This is a genomic window from Mycolicibacterium lutetiense (genome assembly GCF_017876775.1).
GTDB lineage: Bacteria > Actinomycetota > Actinomycetes > Mycobacteriales > Mycobacteriaceae > Mycobacterium > Mycobacterium lutetiense.
Genome location: NZ_JAGIOP010000002.1, coordinates 3,702,586 through 3,720,805, shown reverse-complemented (window position 1 = coordinate 3,720,805; position 18,220 = coordinate 3,702,586). Strand labels below are relative to the sequence as shown.

The following is an 18,220-nucleotide window of genomic DNA, read 5'->3' as shown; positions in this document are numbered from 1 at the left end:
GTGGGCCCGGACTGATCCCGGGCCCACATTCTGTTGTCAGCCTGTCTCACCCACTCGATCCGAGGAGCACCGTGGCTGATCACACGCGCCGGCGTCCATTCGCTGTCGCGGTGGCCGGTGCCACCGCGGGCATGACCGCGGTACTGGCCTTCGGGCACGTCGCCGACGCCTTCGCGGCCACCCTGCCCGGCAGCGCTGCCGTGGTCGGTGTGGGTGGGAAGGACAATCCGACCAGCGACCGGATCCAGAACAAGTTCCAGCGCAACTACCTGCCATATGGCGGCGAGTTCGTCGGTGCCGCTGACAACCAGTTCTACGGCGTCAACTATCCGGCCACGTTGCCGATCGACGAGAGCGTGACGCAAGGTCGCCAACCGCTGATCGACACCGTCGCCGAAGCGCGCACCGCCTCCGGTCCGGAAGGCACGATCTACCTCGTCAGTTACTCCGAGGGAACCATCCTCGCCGAGAAGTACAAGCGCGAGCTCGACGCCGGAACGGTGCCGTCCCCGGGCGGGAACATCGAATTCGTCTACATCGCGGCACCGACCGTTCCCAACGGCGGCATCTATGCCCGCTTCCCGAATCTGGGTCCGCTCAGCCTCCTCGGATTCACCAGCACCGGGGCATCGGCGCCCACGTCGTACGACCAGACCTTCCTCACCATCGAGTACGACCCTGTCGGTGACTTCCCGGCCTACGCCAACCCGCTGTCGCTGGCCAACGCCGCAGCCGGGTTCTTCTATCTGCACGGCGACCCGACACCCGATGCCGCCGACCTGAACGACCCGGACGCGGCCATCGTGAAGTCCGTCGCGAAGCCGGGTGGTGGCACCGACACCTACATCCTGGTCAAGACCGAGCATCTGCCGCTGCTGCAGCCGATCCGCGACGTGTCGACCGCCCTCAACACCACGGCCCTCACCGAGCCGGTACTCGGCGCGATCGAGCCGACCCTCAAACTCGCCGTCGACATGGGCTACACCGACCGGGACTACTCAGATCCCGCGACACCGACCCGCTTCTCGTTGATCACCCCGCCGAAACGCATCATCGACACCGTGAACGCCCTTCCGGGTGCCATCCAGGAAGGCGCCGACAACTTCAAGGGCGGAATACCTTCCACCACATCACCTTCCACCACATCGCCTTCGGTCACATCTCCTTCGGCGACCCCGGCAACCACCGAGCGCATCGCGGCCAAACCAGAAGCCCCGAAGAAGCCCGTCAAGCGCACCCCCACCCAGCGGCGCGATGACGTGCGCAACTCCATGTCTGACGTCGCGAAGAACGTCAGGGACTCATCCAAGCCGAAGCCCAAGTCCGGGTCTAAGTCCGAGCCCAAGTCCGGGCCCAAACACCAGGCCAAGCCGCAACGGACGGCAGACACCGACAAGGCTGCCTAGGCTCGAGATGTCATGCTGGGGACATGACTCGAAGGCACCGCCCCGCCATCGTCTGGTTCCTGCTGCTCGGCCTGTTTCTCCCGGTTGCGGGATGCTCGTCGTCCCCGGACCCGGCTGACCGATTCGCCGCCTTCGCCGATGCCCTGCAACGCAAAGACGCTCACGGCGCGGCCGCGCAGACCAACGACCCCGCAGCTGCCGAACCGGCAATCACCTCAATGTTCAACGGCATGGGCGACGCCGCCTCGGTGAAGGTCAGCACCGAGCCCGATGATCAGTCCGGCGCGACACTTAAATATCAGTGGTCCTGGGGTGAAGGCCACGATTTCGGCTATGACACCGCAGGCACCGCAGCCAAGACCGGTGAGGACTGGCTGATCAGCTGGGCGCCGACGCTGTTGCACCGAGATCTGCAGGACGGCTTGCGCTTTCAGTACAGCACCGACAGCGACCTGCAGACCCCGGTGCTCGACCGGACCGGTCAACCGTTGATGACCTGGCAGACCGTGGGCGTCATCTCGCTGGACCGCACCCACGTCGATTCCGCCGCGCCGCTCGCCGCGCTGTTGAACCGCTTCGATGCCACCACGACCGCGGAATCCATCGGCGCGCAGTTCACGTCGAACACCGACGACCGCGTGACAGTGATGAAACTGCGCGAAGACGACCTCGTCCAGGTACGCGACCAACTGGCCCAGATTCCGGGGGTCACCGTGGCCGAGCAGGGTGACCTGCTGACCACCGACCGCCAACTGTCCTCGCCGGCCATCGGCGGGCTCACCCAGCTGTGGCACGACCGGATCACCAAAGCTGCCGGGTGGTCGGTCTATCTGGTTGACGGGGACGGCGCACCCGCGCAGCGGCTCACCGCGCAACCGCCCGCACCGACCGACCCGATGCGCACCACCATGGACCTCCGGCTCCAACTGCTCGCCCAACAGGCCGTCTCCCAGGAGACCCGTCCCGCGGTACTGGTCGCGATGTCCGGCAAGACGGGCGGGATTCTGGCTGCCGCACAGAACACGGCCGCGGATCCCCAAGGCGCCATTGCATTTTCGGGGCTCTACCCGCCGGGGTCGACGTTCAAGACCATCACCACCGCAGCCGCGCTGGAGGCCGACCTGGCCACCCCGGACAGCCCGGTGGCCTGCCCGGGCCGGTTGACGATCGAGAACCGCACCATCCCCAACGACGATGACTTCGACCTGGGGACAGTGCCTTTGGCGTCGGCGTTCTCCCGTTCGTGCAACACCAGCATGGCGGCACTCTCGGACAAGCTCCCCGCCGACGCCCTCACCGAGACGGCCCGCGCGTTCGGCATCGGGGTGGACTTCACCATTCCGGGGCTCACTACAGTCACTGGCCGGGTTCCCGACGCCGACACCGCCGCCCAGCGGGTGGAGAACGGTATCGGCCAGGGCACCGTGACTGTCAGCCCGTTCGGTCTCGCCGTCGCCGAGGCCAGCCTGGCGCACGGCTCGACCGTCCTGCCCAGCCTGGTCGACGGCGACAAGGTGACGGCCGACTCCCCCTCCGAAACGCTTCCAGCCGGTGTCACCGCGGCACTGCGGGACATGATGCGCAAGACCGTCACCGAGGGCACCGCCAGCCAGTTGAGCGATATCCCGGATCTCGGTGGCAAGACCGGTACGGCGGAATTCGGCGATAACACCCACTCGCACGGGTGGTTCGCCGGGATCGCCGGGGACATCGCGTTCGCGACCCTGGTGGTGGGCGGCGACTCCTCGACGCCCGCGGTCAAGATCTCGGGAGACTTCCTGCGGTCCGCCGGCTAGAACGCGGAGGGGATGTTGAGCATCCTCGCCACCCCACCGCCTTTTGGTCTACCAATTACGCCTTTTGGGGTCAAGCGCCCGCCGCGACCTCCAGGGCCTTCAGCGCGACCTCCAGATGGCTGAGCATCCGCTGCAGGTGTGGCACGCTGCGCCGGCAGCCGACCAGACCGAAATCCAGGTTGTCGGCATTGTTGGCCAGGGTGATGTTCATCGCCTGCCCATCCAGCGCGATCGACAGCGGATAGTTGCCGTCCAGCCGAGCACCCTTCCAATACAACGGATGTCGCGGCCCGGGCACATTGGATATGACCAGGTTGAACGGCGGCGCGGTGGCCTTGACGAACCCGGGTACCGCCGCCAGGCCCAGCGGGGCGATCATCATCGCCGACAGCGCCAGGGCCTGAACCCGCGGCAACTCGGAGAACACCTTCTTGTTGCCCCGCATCGACTCACCGATCACCTTGAGCCGGTCCACCGGGTCTTCCAGATCGGTGGCCAAATTGCACAGCACCGTGCCGACCAGATTGCCGCCGGCGTCCGCCTCGTCTTCGGCGCGCAGGCTCACGGGCACCATCGCGATCAACGGCCGGTCCGGCAGCGCATCCTGCTCCACCAGGTAGGCGCGCAACGCTCCGGCGCAGACCGCGAGCACCACATCGTTGACGGTGAACCCGGCCGCCCGCGAGATCCGCTGGAACCGCTCCAGCGGCCACGACTGTGCCGCGACCCGACGGGCACCACCGATCTTGACGTTGAACATGGTCTTGGGTGCCGCGAACGGCAGCGTGAGCTGCTGTTCGAGCAGCGCCGAACGGGCCAGCTTGACCGTCGAAGGCCCCAGCCCAGCAACCGAGCCGAGGGTTTCGGAGGCGGTCCGCAGCAATGACGAGCCCTGCCGAGGCCGCTTGTGTCGCGGCAGCGACCACGGCACCCGCACCTCGGTGTCCCCGGGATCCTCCGACAGCGTGCGCATCAACAGCTTGAGCGCCGAAACCCCGTCGATCAACGAATGGTGCATCTTCGTGTACACCGCGAACCGCCCATCGGCCAGCCCCTCGATCAGCTGGGCCTCCCACAGCGGACGGTGCCGGTCGAGCAGGCTGCCGTGCAGGCGCGAGGTCAGCTCCAGCAGATCACGCACCCGGCCCGGGGCCGGCAGACCCGAGCGGCGGAGGTGGTAGTCCAGGTCGACGTCGTCGTCGTAGGTCCAGCCGACATTCGCGATGCCACCCAGAATCGTCGCCGGGTGCTTTCGGAACACCGGATCGATCTCGGTGTGGGCAACCATCTCCCCGTACAACTCGCGCACGAATTCGGGGCCCGCACCCGCCGGCGGCTTGTAGAGCGCGAGGCCGCCCACGTGGAACGGGTGCTCCCGTGACTCGGCGATCAGAAACATCGAATCGGTCGGCGACATCAGCTCCATGGACACATTCAACGCGGAGGAGGCGGGCCCCGGCGAGACTCGGCAAAACAAGTAGCCGACTACTCATGCACGGGTCCCCGCGAACACCCAAGATCGAGACATGCCGAAGCCATCGCTTCTCACACACCTGTTCCTCAAGACCACTGAAGTGATCGACCGGCGGATCGGCTGGGACAAGCTGCCACCGATCCTGGGCATCTCGGTACTGGTCGGGATCCGGGACGCCCTGCGCGAGCACAATCTGTTCGACAGCTACCAGGGTCGCCCGCCACAGGCGCCACCGCTGGCCCCTGCCGACTACCTGACCGTCCGGACAGCGAACGGCTCCTACAACGATCTGTCCGAGCCCTCAATGGGCATGGCGGATACCCGATTCGGACGCAATGTACCGTTGGCCGAGGGCCGCGCCGAGCAACTGCCGGAGTTGATGGATCCCAACCCGCGACTCATCAGCACGAAGCTGTTGCAGCGCCGCGAATTCCGACCGGCCACCACACTCAACGTGCTGGCCGCGGCGTGGTTGCAGTTCGAGACCCGCGACTGGTTCAGCCATGGCTCCGACACCAACCGGATGATCGAGATTCCCCGACCGCCCGACGACGACTGGCCCGAGGACACCATCAAGGTCCCGGCCACCACGGCCGATCCCACTGCCGCGCCTGGGGGATCGACTTTCCTGAACACGGAAACCCACTGGTGGGACGCCTCGCAGATCTACGGCAGCACCCAGGACTTCCAGAACGCGATCCGCACCCACCGCGACGGCAAGGTGCGCATCGACGCCGACGGGTTCATCGACATTCCCCCGACCCTGATCGGCGCATCCGGCGGCGCGGACGGCTGGTGGCTGGGCATGGAACTGATGGGCACGATATTCATGCGCGAGCACAACGCGATCTGCGACCGACTGACGGCGTCCTACCCGAGCTGGGACGACGATCAGTTGTTCAACAAGGCGCGGCTGATCAACGCCGCGCTGATCGCCAAGATTCACACCATCGAGTGGACCCCGGCGATCCTCGGGCACCCGACCTTGCAGATCGGCATGCGGGCCAACTGGTTCGGCCTGGCCGGTGAACGGGTCAAGGAGTTGTTCGGTCGGCTGAGCTCCAGCGATGCGCTCAGCGGCATCCCGGGCTCAACCGCCGACCACCACACCGCGCCGTACTCGATCACCGAGGACTTCGTCACGGTGTACCGGATGCACCCGCTCGTTCCCGACGACTACGAATTCCTCAGCCTCACAAGCAGTGTCGACACTCGCACCATGACCTTCAGTGACATCCACGGCGGCGCGAACTCCCGCGGGGTGCTCAAGAGCCTGGGGGTGGCCGAATGCCTGTACTCGCTGGGCGTCGCTCACCCCGGTGCAGTCACCCTGCACAACAGCCCGAAGTTCATGCGGGACTTCGAACGCGCAGACGAACACGCACTCGACCTGATCGCCACCGACATCCTGCGTTCCCGGGAACGGGGAGTCCCGCGCTACAACAACTTCCGCCGTGCACTGCGACTGAATCCGGTGACGAGCTTCGATCAGATCAGCGGCGGCGACGCCTCGACCGCCGCCGCGATGGCCGAGATCTACGGCGGCGACATCGAGAAGGTCGACACCATGGTCGGCATGTTCGGCGAGAAGCTGCCGGCCGGATTCGGGTTCAGCGACACCGCTTTCCGGATCTTCGTGTTGATGGCGACCCGGCGTCTCAAGAGCGACCGGTTCTACACCGTCGACTTCACCCCCCGCGTCTACACCCCCGAAGGCATGGACTGGATCGACCACAACGACATGACCTCGGTGTTGCTGCGTCACTATCCCGAACTCGAGCCGACGCTGCGTGGACAACGCAACGCGTTCGCACCGTGGACGCGGATCTAGCCAGGCCGCACCATGTCCGCCACGCTCAACGGCATCCCCCGAGTCAATCTGGAAGCTCGGCCGTTGTGGAAACGCGAGCTGTTCTGGTTGACCGGGGGCAAGCTGTTCACCACCGAGCGGGCCGCGGCGCTGTGGCGGCGACGGATTGCCCCGTTGGAGTCTCCGTTGATGAAGGCGACCCACGGGCGGATGCGGTTGAGTCAGGGCATCCCGGTGCTCGTGCTGACCTCGACCGGGGCCCGCAGCGGCAAGCAGTACGAGAGCCCGTTGGCCTATTTCACCGACGGCGACGACGTGGTGTTGATCGCCTCCAACTATGGACGCGAACATCACCCCGGCTGGTACTACAACCTGCTCGCCCATCCCGACTGCGAGCTGCACATCGGGCCACGCGGTGGACGGTTCGTGGCTCGTGAGGCCACCGGGGCAGATCGCGACCGGCTCTACGCACTGGCCGCCGACCGGCTCAACAAGGGCTGGGAGGTGTACCAGCAGCGCACCGACGGGATCCGCACCATCCCGGTGTTGCGGTTGTCGCCGGACGGCGGGGCATAAAAAAACCCCGCTACCTGTAAGAACAGGCGCGGGGCTTATGGCGGTGGCGGAGGGATTTGAACCCTCGGACGGGGGTTACCCGTCACACGCTTTCGAGGCGTGCTCCTTAGGCCGCTCGGACACGCCACCGTGTGGCAGCTTACCGGGCGGGCGCCGCAGGCCCTAATCGCCGCCGGATCACGCGGGCTGACCGAGGTACCGTGACTGCGGCGTGAAGGGGGAATGCCGTGCGACGCAAAGTGCTCATCGCTGTGGCCATCGTCGCGGCCGGATTGTCAGCGGCACTGACGTTCCTGCCGTGGGTCGACCTGACCGATGTTGGCTTGCCGATGCGGTGGACCGGGCTCGGCACGTATGTCGGCGACAACGCCGACCACTACGACGCGGTATGGCTACCGACGACCGCGCTACCCGGCTGGATCGTCCTGTTCACGTCCGTCTTGGCGGCCGCCGCACTGGCAAGCACGACACGGCTACCCTGGGCCAGGTTCGTGGCACTCGGGTTCGCGCTCATCGCGCTCACCACCACCGTGACATGTCTGATGTTCCCAGCACTGCTGGTCGATACCTTGCAAACAGAGTTGGGCGCCGAATCTCTGCAGTCTCGCCTACTGGTCAACATCCCAGTCCTCACCGCGCAGGCCTGTTTGGCGGGCGTGCTATTGCTCTGCACCGCACTCACCGCACTCACCGTTGGGCCGCGAAGAACTCCTCCAGCAGACGCGCGCATTCGTCGGCCATAACTCCTCCGACCACCTCGGGTCGGTGGTTGAGCCGGCGATCACGCACCACGTCCCACAGCGAGCCGACCGCCCCGGTCTTGGGCTCCCACGCCCCGAAAACCACCCGCGCCACCCGGGCCAGCACCAGCGCGCCCGCGCACATCGTGCATGGCTCCACGGTCACGGCCAGCGTCGTGCCTTCCAGTCGCCAGCCGTCGCCGAGTACCCGGGCCGCCTCGCGCATCGCCACGATCTCGGCATGACCGGCCGGGTCCCCGTTGGCCTCACGGACATTGGCGGCGCGGGCCAACTCGGTGCCGTCGGCGGCAAACACCACCGCGCCGATCGGCACGTCGCGCGGACCGGCCGTCCGGGCAGCATCGAGCGCAGCGCGGATCAGCGCTTCATCGGAAAAGCTCACCGACCGAGCCGGTCGAGCACCGCCGACAACTCATCGGCGAAGCCCATCTCACGGGCGATCCGCCCGATCTGCTCATCGGCATACAGGTCGGTCTCCGACAGGATCACGCCGAGCACGTCCTCGTGCAGACCGATATCGGACAGCACCGACAGGTCGCCCTCCTCGAACGGGTCCGTGTCCTCAAGGTCCTCGGCTTCGAGGTCAGCGTCCAAAGTTTCCAGCGCCTCGGCAGCAATGTCGTAGTCCAGGGCCGCGGTGGCGTCCGACAGCAGCAGCCGGGTACCCGCGGGGGCGGGCCGCACGATCACGAAAAATTCGTCGTCCACATCGAGCAGCCCGAAGACCGCCCCGGCGCTGCGCAGCTCGCGAAGCTCGGTCTCAGCCGCGGTCAAACTCTTCAACGATGACGAACGCATGGGCGCGCAACGCCACTTGCCCTCTTCCCGGACAACGGCCACCCCGAAGCCATCGGGCAGGTCTGCCGGCGCACGTTGTGCTCCCATGTCCGCCTACGGTAGTCGCCGACCAGCAATTTTGACAGGGAGCACCGGCTGCCCCGGCGGCACAGGTATGCCAATCTTGAAGCGTGACGAACACACCAGTGTGCGTGGTGGGCCTCGGCCTGATCGGTGGCTCGCTGATGCGCGCCGCCGCCGGGGCCGGCCGCGAGGTCTTCGGCTACAACCGGTCGATGGAGGCCGTCGCGGCCGCAAAGCTCGACGGATACGACGCCACCGAGAACCTCGACGAGGCCCTGCGCCGGGCCGCCGACCTCAATGCGCTGATCGTGCTCGCGGTGCCGGTGCCGGCCCTGCCGCAGATGCTCGACCACATCCTCGACGCCGCACCCCGGTGCCCGTTGACCGATGTCACCAGCGTCAAGGGCGCGGTGCTCGCCGAGGTGCAGCGGGTCGGCCTTGTGCAGAACTTCGTGGGCGGGCATCCGATGGCCGGTACCGCGCACTCCGGCTGGTCTGCGGGGGACGCCGCCCTGTTCACCGGGGCCGCGTGGGTGGTCAGTGTGGACGACCACGTCGACCCCCAGATCTGGTCCCAGGTGGCCCAACTGGCCTTGGACTGCCACGCCGTCGTGGTGCCCGCCCGCTCCGATGAGCACGACGCCGCCGCGGCCACGATCTCGCACCTGCCACACCTGTTCGCCGAGACCCTGGCGGTGATCGCCGGCGAGGTACCGCTCGCCTTCGCCCTGGCCGCCGGATCGTTCCGCGACGGCACCCGGGTGGCGGCCACCGCACCCGACCTGGTGCGGGCGATGTGTGAGGCCAACGCCGACCAACTGCTGCCCGCGCTCGAGCACGGCATCGAACTGCTGAGCCGTGCGAAGGAAATGCTGGCGGCTACGGGGTCGGTGGCCGGTCTGGTCGAGACCGGTCATGCCGCGCGAATGCGCTATGACAGCTTCGCCCGCCCCGAGATCATCACCACGGTGGTGGGCGCGGACAACTGGCGGGCCGAGCTGGCCGCCGCCGGACGAGCCGGCGGGGTGATCAGATCCGCGCTGCCAGTCCTGGGTAATCAAGGATGAAGCCCTCGGAATCCACCGTGATCGTGGTGTCGGCGACCGGTGAGCGCAGCTTGACCCCGGCACCGGGCCCGGTACTGCTGTAGCTGATGTTCGCGGTCTCCACCGACAGGTCCGGCAACCGGACGTAGACCACCGGCAGGGTCACCGACTCGGCCCGCTGATGCAGGCCGGTTCGCCGGATCGGCAGCGCATTGAAGAACGGGCTGAACACGAGGTCGACGTCGAGCGCGCCACCGAAGTCCGAGCGTTTGGTCTGACTGTGATCCTGCACCAGCCACATGTTCTCCTCATCGCGGGCGATGGAGAGCTGGCGTTCCCGCTCGGCCAACGTGACCGTGAGAGACAACCGCTTGGTGGCGCCGGTCTCATCGGTGACCAGGTCATAGGAGGCCGAGAACGCCGGGTGAGACTCGGTGCTGGCGGCCACGATCCGGCCGTAGGCCTTGATCCGGTTGCCCGACAGTTGAACCCGAGCCGACTCCATCCGGGGTTCGTCGTGCGCCCGCCAGGTCAACACTGCTGGCCAGGCACCGTCCTTCTGGTCACTCACCCGTCTACCGTATGCGACGACGCTCGGCCTTCGTAGCCGAGTCCAGAACTCCCCACCGAGCGCGACTCGAGGGCCACCTCGTCACCGAGCAACGGCTGCGGAATCCGGCGCCGACCTCCCAACCGGCCACTACCGGGCACCGACAGCCACACGGCGAACGCCAGCGCAGCATCGAGGATCAGGGCCAGCGCCGTGACCATGAGCGCACCCACCAACGCGATGTGGAACTGACGCACCTTGATGCCGTCGATCAGATACCGGCCCAGCCCGCCGAGGCTCGCATAGGCGGCCACCGTCGCCGTCGCCACGATCTGCAGCGTCGCGGTGCGAAGGCCGCCCACGATCAACGGCAGCGCGTTGGGCACCTCGACCCGCAGCAGCACCCGCCGCTCGGTCATCCCCATCGACCGGGCCGCGTCGACCACGGCGGGATCCACATTCGCGATGCCGGCATACGTCCCGGCCAACAGCGGCGGGATACCCAACAGCATCAGAGCGACCGTCGGCGGCACCAGGCCCAGCCCCCACAACAGCACCCCGAGCAGCAGCACGCCGAGCGTGGGCAGGGCCCGCAGCGCGTTGACCCCGGTGACGACCAGGAAGGTACCGCGTCCGGTGTGGCCGATGAGCAGGCCGACCGGGATCGCGATCACCGCGGAGGCCACCACCGCGATAACGGTGTATTCCATGTGCTCGACGATGCGGGCGGTCAGGCCGGCCGGCCCGGCCCAGTTGGCGGCGGTGAAGATGAAGTCCAGTGCCTGCTGCAGGAAGTTCATGCGGCCGCCTTGATGCGGGACGCTCGGGGCGTGCGTGTCGTGCGGTTCCAGGGCGTGATGACCCGGCCGGCCGCCATGATCAGGGTGTCAATGACGACGGCCAGCACAAAGATCGCGATGATCCCGGCGATGATCTGGTCACTCTTGTTGGATTGATAGCCCTCGGTGAACCAGGTGCCCAGGCCGCCGATACCGATCACCGAACCCACCGACACCATCGAGATGTTGGTGACCGCGACGACCCGCAACCCCGCGACCAACACCGGGATGGCCAACGGAAGTTCCACCTTGAGCATTCGCACCAGCGGCCGGTAACCGATCGCCGTCGCCGCGTCACGTACCTGCTCGGGCACCGCATCGAGCGCCTCGGGCACCGCCCGCACCAACAGCGCCGTGGTGTAAAGAGTCAGCGCCACAATCACATTGGTCTCATCCAGGATGCGGGTCGGGATGATCAGCGGCAGCACCACGAACAGCGCCAGCGACGGGATGGTGAAGATGATGCTCGCGGTCAGGGTGGTCAACCGCCGCAGCGCGGTGGTGCGCTGAACCGCCGCTCCCAACGGGACGGCGATCAGCAGCCCGAGCACGATCGGCACCAGCGACAGCCGCAGGTGCACGACGGTCAGCACCCACAGGTCGTCGAGATGGTTCAGCAGATAGCGCATGAACTATCCCAGCTCCGGGACGCGACGCTGCTCCTTGAGTGCCTCGAGCACGTCGTCGGCGCGCACACCTCCGAGCAACTCGCCGGCCTCGTCGACTGCCACCCCGAGCCCGCTCGGCGACGACAGCGCCGAGTCCAGCGCCTGCCGCAGGTTGCCGTCCGGCGGAAAGAAGGATCCACCCCCGACGGTGCTGTCGTACAGCGGATTCCCCTTGCGGTGCACCTCGACGCCTTCGGCGTTGATCCACGCGAACGGCGTGCCGGATGTGAGGACCAACCGCCACTCCCCCGGGCTCAGGTTCAGCGCGTCGATGTCGTTCTCGTCGACACTTTTGATCTCGTGCAGGGGCAGGCCGCTCGCGTGGAGGAACTGCAACCCGCGGTACCCCCGGTCGGCCCCGACGAATTCCGAAACGAGTTCATTGGCCGGATTCGACAGGACGAAAGCGGGATCGGCGTACTGCAGTAACGCCCCGCCGCGGCCGAACACCGCGACCTTGTCCCCCAGCTTGACCGCCTCGTCGATGTCGTGCGTGACGAAGACGATGGTTTTACGCAATTCGCTTTGCAATCGCAGGATTTCGGCCTGCAGATCTTCGCGCACCACCGGGTCGACCGCGCTGAACGGCTCGTCCATCAACAGGATCGGCGGGTCGGCGGCCAACGCGCGGGCCACCCCGACCCGCTGCTGCTGCCCGCCCGACAGCTGCGCCGGATAGCGGTCGGCCAGTTTCGGGTCGAGACCCACCCGTTCCATCACCCCGATCGCGGCCTTGCGGGCGCTACGCCGGGACTCCCCGCGCAACACGGGCACGGTCGCGACGTTGTCGACCACCCGCAGGTGCGGCATCAGCCCGGCGCTCTGGATGACGTAACCGATGCCGAGGCGGAGCTTCACCGGATCGACCGTGCCGACGTCGTCCCCGTTGACGGTGAGGGTCCCCGAGGTCGGGTCGATCATCCGGTTGATCATTCGCATCGAGGTGGTCTTGCCGCAGCCCGACGGGCCGACAAACACCGTCAGCGTGCCTTGCGGCACTTCCAGATTGAGCTTGTCGACGGCGACAGTGCCGTCCGGATACTGCTTGGTGACGTTCTCGAAGGTGATCACTTCTGCACCGGCTTGTCGAATCCGTTGTCCTTGATCCACTTTTCGGCGGCCTCGTCGGGGTCGACGCCCTTATTGCCCTCGACCGCGGTGTTCAGTTCGATGAGGGCTTCGGTGGTGAGTGCGGCCGACACCGCGTCGAGCACAGTCTTGAGTTCATTCGACATCTTCTGCGAGGCCACCAACGGAACGACATTGGCAGCCAGGAAAGCGTTCTTGGGGTCCTCCAGCGGCACCAGGTCGTACTGCTCGATCGCCGGTGAGGTGCTGAAAATGTTCGCCGCCGTGACAGCCCCACTGTTCAGGGCTTGAACCGTAGCCGGCCCGCCGCCGTCGCTGATCGCGACGAAGTTGACCGGCGCGATGTCCAACCCGTAGTGGGACTTCAGGCCCGCCAGCCCCGTCTGACGGGTCTGGAACTCCGACGGTCCACCGACTTTCACCTCGGCCGAATGCGCGGCCAGATCCGCGAGGGTCTTGAGGTTCCAACGTCGTGCGGTCTCGGCGGTGACGGCGAGGGTGTCCTTGTCCTCGGCCGGTGAGGGATACAGGATCGACAGGTCCCCCGGCAATGCCTTGAACAGTGCGAGCAGCACCTCATCCGGGGTGGTGGCGGTGGCGTCCTTATCGAAGTACTGCAAGAGGTTTCCGGTGTACTCGGGGATCAGATCGATCGAATGATCCTGCACCGCAGGAACATATGTCTCGCGGCTGCCGATACCGAACTGCCGTCCGATCTGAAAGCCATTGATCTCCAGCACCTGGGCATAGATCTCGGCGAGGATCTTGGACTCCGGAAAGTCAGCCGATCCGACGGTGATCGATTTCAGGTCACCCGAGATCGGTCCGCCGCCCAACGGATTGGCACTACCGCAGGCAGACAACAACAGCGCAAGCAATGTGACCAGTACGACCAGGGTTTTGCGCTGCATCCGCACGTCCTTTCGGCGCGTTCAGCCTGCCCCGACCCTAGTGGCAGACCCGACATGCCGCCGCGGTTTACCCCATGGTGGTTTGCTTTGACGCCGCAGCAGGCGAAGATGACAGGATGACCAGCGATTCGCCTGCATCGCCCGATTTGCCTGAGCCCACACCGTCCGCGCCGCTGCCCGACCCGGCCAAGGCCCCGGAGTCCGGCAAGGCCCCCGCCAAGTCGGACAAGGCCTCCGAGCCCAAACTGACGCGCGCCGGGGCGCTCTGGTCAGCACTGATTCTCGGCTTCCTGGTGCTGATCGTGCTGCTGATCTTCATCGCGCAGAACACCGAGCCCGTCCCGATGGCCTTCTTGAGCTGGCACTGGTCATTGCCGACGGGGGTGGCCATCCTGGGCGCCGCGGTGGCCGGCGGATTGCTGACCGTCGCCGCCGGATCGGCGAGGATCTTCCAGTTGCGCCGGGCCGCCAAGAAGAACTTCAAGGCCGCCCAGCGCAGCTGACGCGTCAGCCGATGGCGCGCAGACCCGAGGCGATCGCCGGGGCGACCGCCTCGCCGACACTCGACCCGCCCGGCGACTCAGAGCCTTGGCGCGCACGGAAGTCGATACCGGCGGCGATGATCGCTGCCTTGAAATAAGCCAGCGCCATGTAGAAGTCCCAGTGCGCCAGGTCCTGGCCGGACTGCAGCGAATAACGGTTGGCCAACTCGTCGGCCGACGGCATCTGCGGTGAGCTCCACGCCGCTTCCATGCTCAGGATCAGGTTGAACATCGGGTCGCGGTACACACACATCAGCGCGGCGTCGCTCAGTGGGTCTCCCAGAGTCGAGAGTTCCCAGTCCAGCACCGCGAGAACCTTCGTCGGATCCTGGGCGTCCAGGATCGTGTTGTCGATGCGGTAGTCGCCGTGCACGATCGAGTTGCGGCTCTGGGCCGGAACCGAATCGGCGAGGGCCTGGTGCAGACGCTTGACGTCGTCGTCGCGGGGATCGTCGGGCAGCCGGACCAGGTCCCACTGCGAACCCCAGCGGCGCACCTGGCGTTCCAGGTAACCCGCCGGCTTACCGAAATCGCCGAGACCGACCGCTTCGAAGTCCACCGCGTGCAGGTCGGCCAACACCCGGATCAGAGCGTCCACGCTGTCGCTGATCACCTGTTCGTCGCCCATCGCAGCAAGTTCAGCCGCGCTGCGGACGACCTGGCCCGAGACGTTCTCGACCATCTGGAACGGTGCGCCCAGCACCGACTCGTCGTTGCTCATCGTCACCGCCCGGGCGACGGGCACCGCGGTGCCGGCCAGCGCGGCCACCACCTTGTACTCGCGGGCCATGTCGTGCGCGGACGGGGTCAGCCCGTGCAGCGGCGGGCGACGCAGCACCCATGCGGACGCGTCATCGCACACCCGGAAGGTCAGGTTGGAGCGGCCACCGGCGATCAGTTCGGCACGAAGCTCACCGCTGCGGGCGATGCCCTCCGAACGCAGATGCCGGTCCAGGGCGGTGAGGTCGAGGCCCTCCAGATTAGTCACGGTCATTGTTTACCACCGGACATTTCGCGGCAGCAGATCCCATACATGTTCGGTGCCGTTGACCGAGGCGACGGCCAACTTGCCCGAACGGGACGACAGCAGCCGGGTGACCGACGCGTAATCGACGTGGAAGGACAGCAGCCGCTGGGTCTGCAGGATCTGGTGCAGCAGCACGTTGATCACCCCGCCATGGCTGAACACCACGACGGTGCCGTCATGGTCACCGGCCGCCACCAGGTCCTCGACCGCGGCGCTGATCCGCGCCATGAACGCGTCCTCATCCACGCTGCTGGGCAGGTGGCCGCTCACCAGCCGCGCCAGCTCCTCGGGGTTCTCCTTGGCGATCTCCTCGATCGGCACGTAATGAGACATGTCGCGGTCGTACTCGGCCAACCGCTCGTCGACCTCGACCTGCAGACCCAGCTCCTCGGCCAGCGGTCCCGCGGTCTGGATCGCACGCCGCTGCGGGCTGCTGACGAGCCGGCTGACCGGGAACCGGGCCAGAGCGGCCGGCAGGCGCTGAGCCTGGGCGATGCCCTCGTCGGACAGGTCAGGATCGGACCCTTGACCGGGCTCGCTACGCAGGGGTAAAGCATGTCGGACCAGAAGCAGTTGCACCGTGCCACCATAGGTCCGCGGTGTCCGGGGGCCGGAGAGGGTCATCACATGGGATATGCCGACGAGTTGTTCGACCTCACCGACCGGGTAGTGCTGGTCACCGGCGGCAGCCGCGGGCTGGGCCGCGAGATCGCGATGGGAGCGGCACGGTGCGGGGCCGACGTGGTCATCGCGAGCCGCAACCTGGACTCCTGCGTGGCGGTGGCCGAGGAGATCACCGCAGCCACCGGACGCGTCGCCCTGCCCTATCAAGTGCACGTGGGCCGGTGGGATCAGCTCGACGGTCTGGTTGACGCGACCTACGAGCGGTTCGGCAAGGTCGATGTGTTGGTCAACAACGCCGGCATGTCACCGCTGTACGAATCGCTGGGCTCGGTAACCGAGAAACTGTTCGACTCGGTCTTCAACCTGAATCTCAAAGGGCCGTTCCGGCTTTCGGCCCTGCTGGGAGAGCGCATGGCGGCTGCCGGCGGCGGCGCGATCGTCAACGTCAGCTCGTCCGGATCGCTGCGCCCGGACCAGTACATGCTGCCCTACGCGGCGGCCAAGGCCGGGCTCAACGCCATGACGGAAGGCCTGGCCAAGGCGTTCGGGCCCACCGTGCGGGTCAACACCTTGATGGCCGGACCCTTTCTCACCGATGTCAGCAAGGCCTGGGACATGGCCGGCGATCCGTTCGGCCACCTGGCCCTGCAACGGGCCGGCAGCCCACCCGAGATCGTCGGCGCTGCACTGTTTCTGATGTCGGACGCGTCCAGCTTCACCACCGGTTCGATCGTGCGGGTCGATGGCGGCCTGCCCTGAGCAGGGCGCGGTAGTGTGACGCGGGTAGCCAACTTGTCATGACAACCTGACCGAAGGGTGATGCGGATGGCGGGGCCCCGTTCGCGCCACGAGTACGTCGCGGCCGAACTGCGTCAGCGCATCAGGCGCCGGGACTACGCCATCGGCGCACCGTTGCCCGCAGAAAGCGCCTTGTGCGCGGAGTTCGACGTGTCCCGCGGCCCGGTACGCCAGGCCCTGGCGACGTTGAAGAACGAAGGGCTGATCCGGGTCTCACGAGGCAAGCCCGCGGTGGTCCGCAGTCATGACGCCACCCAGACCCTGGACACGTTCACGCCGTTTACCCAGTGGGCAGAGCGCGCCGGGCGCGTCGCGGGTAACCGCACGATCGAGGTGGCGCGCCGCCGCGCCTCCGAAACTGCCATGGCGGCACTCGATTTGACCGCCGACGACTTCGTGGTCGAGGTGCTGCGCGTCCGGTTGCTCGACGGCGAACCAGCGATGATCGAGCGCAGCACGTTCATCGACTCCGTGGGTTCATTGCTGTTCGAGTTCGACACCGACTCGGGGTCCATGACCGACTACCTGGCCGGCCACGGTGTGTTCTTCGATTCCATGGAGCACGTGCTCGACGCGGTCGCGGCCGGACCCGACGACGCCGCGAACCTCGGTATCGCGCCCGGCAGTCCGCTCCTGCGGGAGCGACGTGTTTCGCGTGATCAGCACGGCACGGTGTTCGAGTGCGCCGATGACCGCTACCGGCCGGACATGGTCGCGTTCAGCATCGTCAACGCCCGCACCAAGTTTTCCTCCGCCGAGCCTTAGTCGGCCGCTGCCACCAGGGCGGGGAGATCGGCCACGCTGTCGAGGATGTGGGTGGCGCCCGCCTCGGACAGCTGGGCCCGGTTGTGGGCTCCGGTCAGCACACCGATCGAGGCCCGCGCCCCGGAACGCAGTCCACTGATGACATCCGAGGACGTATCACCCAGGACGATCATGGAGCGCACCGAATCGGTGTGCGTCTGCATCAACGCGCTCAGCAGCATGTCCGGGTACGGCCGGCCGCGCACGCCCGGCGACGGGCACAGCACCAGGTCGGCGAGGTTCTGCCAGCCCAGTGCCTCGATGATGGCCGACTGTGTTTCCTTGGCGAATCCGGTGGTCAGTGCCGTTTTGATGCCGCTGGACCGCAACGATGCAATGACCTCTTCGGCGCCGGGGATCGGACTGCAGTTGCCCTCGGCGACCAGCTGCGCATAGCAGCGTTCGAACTCCTTGTTCGCGGACTGCGCCTGCTCCTCGTTGCCGCGGGCCAGGTGGCGGAACACCACGATCTTGGACTGGCCCATGGTGTCGGAGACGTAGCGCAGCATCTCCGCCCGGTCGGCGTCGGTCTTCGACAGACCCGCGTGACTGTCGGCCGCCAGGAACGACTGCTGAACCAACCCGCTGTCCTCGACGGTGGTTCCGGCCATGTCGAAGACGACGAGGGTGATCGGGTC

Annotated in this window: 20 protein-coding genes and 1 tRNA gene; 9 read left to right on the top strand and 12 right to left on the bottom strand. The window is 66.8% G+C overall.

Translation table 11 applies throughout. The features are described from left to right. Positions 1-71: 71 nt before the first annotated feature. Together JOF57_RS27185 and JOF57_RS27180 are read left to right on the top strand one after the other, a co-directional pair. Entirely contained in the window at positions 72-1,406 is a 1,335-nt protein-coding gene (locus JOF57_RS27185; RefSeq protein WP_307870112.1) for a PE-PPE domain-containing protein, read from the top strand. A gap of 23 nt (positions 1,407-1,429) precedes the next feature. Beyond that, positions 1,430-3,202, top strand: a complete 1,773-nt coding sequence (locus tag JOF57_RS27180) for a penicillin-binding transpeptidase domain-containing protein (RefSeq protein ID WP_209922307.1) — start codon at positions 1,430-1,432, stop codon at positions 3,200-3,202. Between the two features lie 70 nt (positions 3,203-3,272). Here JOF57_RS27180 and JOF57_RS27175 read toward each other — a convergent pair whose 3' ends face one another. Further along, the gene (locus tag JOF57_RS27175; RefSeq protein ID WP_209922305.1) at positions 3,273-4,628 is read right to left on the bottom strand and encodes a WS/DGAT/MGAT family O-acyltransferase; all 1,356 of its coding nucleotides are present in this window, start codon (positions 4,626-4,628) and stop codon (positions 3,273-3,275) included. 100 nt (positions 4,629-4,728) lie between these two features. Here JOF57_RS27175 and JOF57_RS27170 point away from each other — a divergent pair, with 100 nt between their 5' ends. Together JOF57_RS27170 and JOF57_RS27165 are read left to right on the top strand one after the other, a co-directional pair. Then, the gene (locus tag JOF57_RS27170) at positions 4,729-6,507 is read left to right on the top strand and encodes a peroxidase family protein (protein ID WP_209922303.1); all 1,779 of its coding nucleotides are present in this window, start codon (positions 4,729-4,731) and stop codon (positions 6,505-6,507) included. 12 nt (positions 6,508-6,519) lie between these two features. After that, positions 6,520-7,062, top strand: a complete 543-nt coding sequence (locus tag JOF57_RS27165) for a nitroreductase/quinone reductase family protein (protein WP_209922302.1) — start codon at positions 6,520-6,522, stop codon at positions 7,060-7,062. Between the two features lie 38 nt (positions 7,063-7,100). On the opposite strand, the gene JOF57_RS27160 is transcribed toward JOF57_RS27165, so the two are convergent. Next, positions 7,101-7,191, bottom strand: a tRNA-Ser gene (locus JOF57_RS27160). Positions 7,192-7,289: 98 nt separating this feature from the next. Here JOF57_RS27160 and JOF57_RS27155 point away from each other — a divergent pair. Beyond that, entirely contained in the window at positions 7,290-7,805 is a 516-nt protein-coding gene (locus JOF57_RS27155; RefSeq protein WP_209922300.1) for a hypothetical protein, read from the top strand. Here JOF57_RS27155 and JOF57_RS27150 read toward each other — a convergent pair. Further along, a complete protein-coding gene (locus JOF57_RS27150; RefSeq protein ID WP_209922298.1) occupies positions 7,750-8,205 on the bottom strand; it encodes a nucleoside deaminase in 456 nt (151 codons plus the stop codon). The genes JOF57_RS27155 and JOF57_RS27150 overlap by 56 nt on opposite strands. After that, the gene (locus JOF57_RS27145) at positions 8,202-8,708 is read right to left on the bottom strand and encodes a tRNA adenosine deaminase-associated protein (RefSeq protein ID WP_209922296.1); all 507 of its coding nucleotides are present in this window, start codon (positions 8,706-8,708) and stop codon (positions 8,202-8,204) included. The genes JOF57_RS27150 and JOF57_RS27145 overlap by 4 nt, the downstream gene beginning before the upstream one ends. Before the next feature lie 98 nt (positions 8,709-8,806). On the opposite strand from JOF57_RS27145, the gene JOF57_RS27140 reads away from it, so the two are divergent. After that, positions 8,807-9,751: a prephenate dehydrogenase gene (locus tag JOF57_RS27140; protein WP_209923774.1), complete on the top strand. Its 945-nt coding sequence runs from the start codon at positions 8,807-8,809 to the stop codon at positions 9,749-9,751. Here the strand turns inward: JOF57_RS27140 and JOF57_RS27135 are convergent. From JOF57_RS27135 to JOF57_RS27115, 5 genes are read right to left on the bottom strand one after another with little or no spacing between them, the layout of a single operon-like run. Next, complete coding sequence (locus JOF57_RS27135; protein WP_209922294.1) at positions 9,714-10,301, bottom strand: putative glycolipid-binding domain-containing protein; 588 nt, start codon at positions 10,299-10,301, stop codon at positions 9,714-9,716. The two genes, JOF57_RS27140 and JOF57_RS27135, sit on opposite strands and share 38 nt — an antisense overlap. Further along, complete coding sequence (locus JOF57_RS27130; protein WP_209922293.1) at positions 10,298-11,080, bottom strand: ABC transporter permease; 783 nt, start codon at positions 11,078-11,080, stop codon at positions 10,298-10,300. Before JOF57_RS27130 ends, JOF57_RS27135 begins: the two co-directional genes overlap by 4 nt. Continuing rightward, positions 11,077-11,748: an ABC transporter permease gene (locus JOF57_RS27125; RefSeq protein WP_209922291.1), complete on the bottom strand. Its 672-nt coding sequence runs from the start codon at positions 11,746-11,748 to the stop codon at positions 11,077-11,079. Before JOF57_RS27125 ends, JOF57_RS27130 begins: the two co-directional genes overlap by 4 nt. 3 nt (positions 11,749-11,751) lie before the next feature. Further along, positions 11,752-12,858 (bottom strand): ABC transporter ATP-binding protein, encoded by a 1,107-nt coding sequence (locus JOF57_RS27120; RefSeq protein ID WP_209922289.1) that lies wholly within the window; start codon positions 12,856-12,858, stop codon positions 11,752-11,754. Further along, positions 12,855-13,787, bottom strand: a complete 933-nt coding sequence (locus JOF57_RS27115; protein ID WP_209922288.1) for an ABC transporter substrate-binding protein — start codon at positions 13,785-13,787, stop codon at positions 12,855-12,857. The genes JOF57_RS27120 and JOF57_RS27115 overlap by 4 nt, the downstream gene beginning before the upstream one ends. Positions 13,788-13,903: 116 nt before the next feature. On the opposite strand from JOF57_RS27115, the gene JOF57_RS27110 reads away from it, so the two are divergent. Then, entirely contained in the window at positions 13,904-14,290 is a 387-nt protein-coding gene (locus tag JOF57_RS27110) for a LapA family protein (RefSeq protein ID WP_209922286.1), read from the top strand. 4 nt (positions 14,291-14,294) lie between these two features. On the opposite strand, the gene JOF57_RS27105 is transcribed toward JOF57_RS27110, so the two are convergent. Continuing rightward, positions 14,295-15,323, bottom strand: a complete 1,029-nt coding sequence (locus JOF57_RS27105) for a phosphotransferase family protein (protein WP_209922284.1) — start codon at positions 15,321-15,323, stop codon at positions 14,295-14,297. 3 nt (positions 15,324-15,326) lie between these two features. Beyond that, a complete protein-coding gene (locus tag JOF57_RS27100) occupies positions 15,327-15,935 on the bottom strand; it encodes a histidine phosphatase family protein (protein WP_209922282.1) in 609 nt (202 codons plus the stop codon). Positions 15,936-15,983: 48 nt separating this feature from the next. Between JOF57_RS27100 and JOF57_RS27095 the strand changes: the two genes are divergently transcribed. Both JOF57_RS27095 and JOF57_RS27090 read left to right on the top strand, forming a co-directional pair. Next, complete coding sequence (locus tag JOF57_RS27095; protein ID WP_209922281.1) at positions 15,984-16,739, top strand: SDR family NAD(P)-dependent oxidoreductase; 756 nt, start codon at positions 15,984-15,986, stop codon at positions 16,737-16,739. Positions 16,740-16,805: 66 nt separating this feature from the next. Next, positions 16,806-17,543: a GntR family transcriptional regulator gene (locus JOF57_RS27090; RefSeq protein ID WP_209922279.1), complete on the top strand. Its 738-nt coding sequence runs from the start codon at positions 16,806-16,808 to the stop codon at positions 17,541-17,543. Here JOF57_RS27090 and JOF57_RS27085 read toward each other — a convergent pair. After that, a complete protein-coding gene (locus JOF57_RS27085) occupies positions 17,540-18,193 on the bottom strand; it encodes a phosphonatase-like hydrolase (RefSeq protein WP_234939000.1) in 654 nt (217 codons plus the stop codon). The genes JOF57_RS27090 and JOF57_RS27085 overlap by 4 nt on opposite strands. Positions 18,194-18,220 lie beyond the last annotated feature (27 nt).

Bases quoted from the DNA above. Each gene is read 5' to 3' on its own strand.
- JOF57_RS27090 (WP_209922279.1), top strand. From the start codon at position 16,806: ATGGCGGGGCCCCGTTCGCGCCACGAGTACGTCGCGGCCGAACTGCGT.
- JOF57_RS27115 (WP_209922288.1), bottom strand. From the start codon at position 13,787: ATGCAGCGCAAAACCCTGGTCGTACTGGTCACATTGCTTGCGCTGTTG.
- JOF57_RS27130 (WP_209922293.1), bottom strand. From the start codon at position 11,080: ATGAACTTCCTGCAGCAGGCACTGGACTTCATCTTCACCGCCGCCAAC.
- JOF57_RS27170 (WP_209922303.1), top strand. From the start codon at position 4,729: ATGCCGAAGCCATCGCTTCTCACACACCTGTTCCTCAAGACCACTGAA.
- JOF57_RS27110 (WP_209922286.1), top strand. From the start codon at position 13,904: ATGACCAGCGATTCGCCTGCATCGCCCGATTTGCCTGAGCCCACACCG.
- JOF57_RS27125 (WP_209922291.1), bottom strand. From the start codon at position 11,748: ATGCGCTATCTGCTGAACCATCTCGACGACCTGTGGGTGCTGACCGTC.
- JOF57_RS27095 (WP_209922281.1), top strand. From the start codon at position 15,984: ATGGGATATGCCGACGAGTTGTTCGACCTCACCGACCGGGTAGTGCTG.
- JOF57_RS27085 (WP_234939000.1), bottom strand. From the start codon at position 18,193: ATGGCCGGAACCACCGTCGAGGACAGCGGGTTGGTTCAGCAGTCGTTC.
- JOF57_RS27180 (WP_209922307.1), top strand. From the start codon at position 1,430: ATGACTCGAAGGCACCGCCCCGCCATCGTCTGGTTCCTGCTGCTCGGC.
- JOF57_RS27145 (WP_209922296.1), bottom strand. From the start codon at position 8,708: ATGGGAGCACAACGTGCGCCGGCAGACCTGCCCGATGGCTTCGGGGTG.
- JOF57_RS27175 (WP_209922305.1), bottom strand. From the start codon at position 4,628: ATGGAGCTGATGTCGCCGACCGATTCGATGTTTCTGATCGCCGAGTCA.
- JOF57_RS27165 (WP_209922302.1), top strand. From the start codon at position 6,520: ATGTCCGCCACGCTCAACGGCATCCCCCGAGTCAATCTGGAAGCTCGG.
- JOF57_RS27105 (WP_209922284.1), bottom strand. From the start codon at position 15,323: ATGACCGTGACTAATCTGGAGGGCCTCGACCTCACCGCCCTGGACCGG.